The following is a 3,899-nucleotide window of genomic DNA, read 5'->3' on the forward strand; positions in this document are numbered from 1 at the left end:
CAATTTCAGTACAGGAGCAACAGTGGTTATCAGGGGTGGCCAAGTAAAACGAGTAACGAAGGTAGCACCAAAACATACTACTACAAGTGCAAGAATTACCCAACGATAGGAGCTAATGTTTTTATCGGCGTTCATCCTATAACCTCCTCGCAAGTAAATTAATATTAACGCAAGTAAAGTAATATTAATTTAATCCTACGTATTCGTCGCACAATTCGTCAAATTCTTAAATTTCAAAATTATTATTCAGAAATTTCATTTTACATAATACTGACGACCTCTCCTAAAAACAAAACAAGCAATCTAACCACAACATAAGTTAGATTGCTTGTTTTGTTTTTAATGTCTTACTTGTTAGACGCATTACAACCTCAGTTGGAACTCCCCTTCAAGCCGAAGCCATGGATATTATTTTTTAGTTATATAGTCACAATTGTTGTAATGGCTTTCAAAAATAGCGGTATGGACGGATTGGAGTTTGTGTGTTTCCAAATAGCAAGTGTGTTGCGAAAAGCATCTTCATCTAAAATATCTACGATAGAAACACTTTCAGGCATTGAAATTTTTGGATGCTTGGCGGTAAAGGAAACTCCCATTCCGGCTCCCACTTGCCACAGTATGCTTTCAAAATGATTGGATTTAACGGCAATTTGTGGCGTAAATCCATACCTCTGGCATAATTGGATAAGCCAGTTCACCCCATCTTGCGGTTCCTCTTGCGAAAGCACCATAAAAGACTCATTTGCTAACAGAGATGGCGTAATAGCCGTTTCTCCCGCTAACGGATGATCGGCAGGCAACACAAAAACCAAAGGCTGTCGACAAATAAATTGCGAACAGAACAGGCGATATTCTAACTGGTTTCCCAGTTGACTGATAATTCCCAAATCAATTTCATTTTGCATCAATAATTCTTCAATCGTTTTCAAGGGATATATTTGAATATCCACTTTAATCTGCGGATAGAGTGTATAGAATTTTTTTAAAACATCAGGCATAAAAGGCAATTGGCTGGTAAAACAACCAACTTTGATGATTCCACGTAAACCGCGCTGTACTTCGCGGGTGTTATCCAAAATCTCATTCACTTTTTGAATAAGGCTATCACCCTCTTTAAGCAAATATTTGCCGGCTGCTGTCAATTCCAACGAGCGGTAATGGCGAATAAACAGCTTTACCCCAATGGTTTCTTCTAGTTCAGAAATCTGCTTACTTAAGGATGATTGTGAAATATAAAGCCGTTTTGCGGCTTCGGTGATACTTAGACTTTTAGCTGCAGTAACGAATGCGGTTAAATGCCTAATATCCATATCACTATCTCCAATACTATGTATTTCTATTTTATTTTAATTTTACTACAAATCTTATAATTATGGCAAAACAACTGAACATTAAATGTCACTATTAATTCAAAATCGGAATACAGGTATTGAATTTTAAGAATTTGACTAATTATTCACAATTGTCTTAGAATTTAATTGCGATCGCATTTTTCTCAAAATTATGAGGTTACAAAATCTATCACTGTAAGAAAGGAGCCATGTTGAAATGAGCATAGAACTAAATGAACTTTTTGAACAACGCCTAGGCAGATATCAAGCCGCCATGGCATTAGAACCGGTTGACCGGATTCCCATTGGCATTGGTAGTAATAACTTTGCAGAAACCTATACCGCCAGCAATCCGGAAGTGATTTATGATCCCGAAAAATGGTTGCAAAGCGAACTGGCTTTTGTCCGTGATTTTCCTGAGTTTGACGTATTGCGCAATAACCGCTTTTGGGCGCCGCTACATGATGCTTTAGGCGCTAAAACCTATAAATTCCCTGGCCGTGATTTAGAGCCACATGTTGCTATTCAATTTTGCGAAGCAGAATATATGCTTGCCGATGAATATGATTTGCTAATTTCCAACCCAGGACAATTCATGCTGGAGAGGTTTTTCCCAAGAATCTTCAGCGAAATGGAAAAAGGATCTGCCCGTTCCCATTTTGCCTTCCTTAAAGCCGGAATGGCGCAGAGCATATATGCTGAGATTATGCGCAACAGATCCATTCAATTACAAAATCAATGCGGTATGCCGCAACCGATGGTAGGTGCTTTCCTGGCTCCGTTTGACGCACTTGGTGACGTGTTGCGCGGTTTAACCGGAATCCTTCGCGATATCCGCCGCCAGCCTGACAAGGTTTTGGAGGCTTGCGATGTATTAGCACCGATTATGGCCCGGGTTGCGTTATCGACGGCTGATCCGCTGCGCCGGTATCCAATATTTGTGCCTACTCATAAACCAACATTTATGTCGCCGAAACAGTTTGATACCTTCTACTGGCCTTCCTTCAAGAAAACTATGGAAATGATTATAGCTGCCGGCTATAAAATCAGATTGTACATGGAAGGCGATTGGGGCAAACATTGGCATCATATGTTGGAACTGCCAAAAGGATCGGTACTTTGCGACATTGATGATCAGGGCGATATCTTTAAAGCGAAAGAGGACTTCGGCCATCATATGTGTATTGCAGGTGGTATTCCAAGCCGGATGTTTATTCTTGGTTCACCTGACGAAATTGATGCCAGAGTCAAGCTCTTGTGTGAAAAGGTTGGTAAAGACGGCGGCTATATTATGGGCGGCGGCTGTTATCTGCCGGCAAATGCCAAACCCGAAAACGTACGGGCCATGGTTGATGCTGTCATGAAATATGGCTGGTATGACAAGAACCTCAAACCCAAGCCGCTGCCACCATTGCCAGTCAGCAGTGAAATACCCGGATTAGGCCAGCAACAGGTGCTTACACCTTGGGAGGTAAAAAAGGGCGAACTGGGCGGCATTACAGGAGATGAAGCTTTAATCCGCAAGCCTTGGGAAACCCTCGAGGGTATGGCCTTTAACTGGTTATGGAGTTGGGTATTTTAACGTTGATTCCATAATCATAGCAGAGGAATGGGATTATCCTTCATTCCTCTGCCATGATACCTTACTATGATATAGGAGTGCCTTGACAAACATATTGGAATTTTCCTGAAAGCAAGGTGAATATATGAGTACGATCAATATGCAAAATGAAGCTTCGTCAGCCAAAAGTTTTCGTTGGATCATCCTGCTACTGGCATTTGCAAGTTTTACGTTTACCTTTATGTCCCGTTTCAGTTGGCCGCCACTCATTCCAGTAGTAAGTCCAATATTTAATTTTACTGCGGCACAGGCCGGCTCTTTTATGACAGCCTTCTATTTCGGCTATATCATAACCCAAGTGCCGTCAGGCGTTTTGTCAGACCGCCTCGGGCCTCGCTGGATACTGACGGGAGGTTTACTTATCCCGGGAGTTATGCTGTTTTTAATGCAATTTATGACCGACTATAACCAAGGATTTTGGTTACGGTTTGCCATGGGACTTGGCGCTGGTGCAGTTATGTCAGCAGCTTCCCGCGCACTCACCGAGTGGTTTCCTGCCAACGAGCGGGCAATCGCCTGGGGTTTGCTCATGGCCGCACCATCGCTGGGACTATTGTTACCGAATTTTTTGGTACCAGTAATCAACCAGGCGCTGGGTTGGCAAGGTGTCATGAAAGTGTTTGGCTTAGCTAGTATTGCGCTCGGCATATTGGTTGCCTGTTTTGTCCGTACTGCGGATAACAGTGTAAAAAGCAGCGGTAACCCGTTTGGCGGCCTGAAGGTTGTATTTACGACCAAAAACCTGCTGATACTTGCCGCAATGGGATTTAGCCTGATGTGGGCCGAAATTGGCCTGGCAACATGGGCAAATGCCTATTTTAAACAACTAGGCTTTTCTGCCAAAGCCGGTGGCATGATCATGGTTGCCTATGGCATTGGAGGCGTCTTAGCACCGCCGTCATCCGCCTTTTTGGCCAAAAAATTAGGCAATTTGCGCAGACTTGTTT

General features: G+C 42.7%; 3 protein-coding genes. 2 read left to right on the top strand and 1 reads right to left on the bottom strand.

Annotation, left to right across the window (positions count from 1 at the left end; genetic code table 11):
- Window positions 1–419: 419 nt before the first annotated feature.
- Window positions 420–1,310, bottom strand: coding sequence for a LysR family transcriptional regulator (locus tag AC29Z1_RS03970; protein ID WP_488270165.1), 891 nt, complete (start codon window positions 1,308–1,310; stop codon window positions 420–422).
- Between the two features lie 238 nt (window positions 1,311–1,548).
- Between AC29Z1_RS03970 and AC29Z1_RS03975 the strand changes: the two genes are divergently transcribed.
- Both AC29Z1_RS03975 and AC29Z1_RS03980 read left to right on the top strand, forming a co-directional pair.
- Window positions 1,549–2,913 (top strand): uroporphyrinogen decarboxylase family protein, encoded by a 1,365-nt coding sequence (locus AC29Z1_RS03975; protein ID WP_488270166.1) that lies wholly within the window; start codon window positions 1,549–1,551, stop codon window positions 2,911–2,913.
- A gap of 124 nt (window positions 2,914–3,037) precedes the next feature.
- A partial coding sequence (locus tag AC29Z1_RS03980; RefSeq protein ID WP_488270167.1) for an MFS transporter occupies window positions 3,038–3,899 on the top strand: 862 nt, incomplete at its 3' end.

It is taken from the genome of Sporomusa sp., from assembly GCF_057736855.1.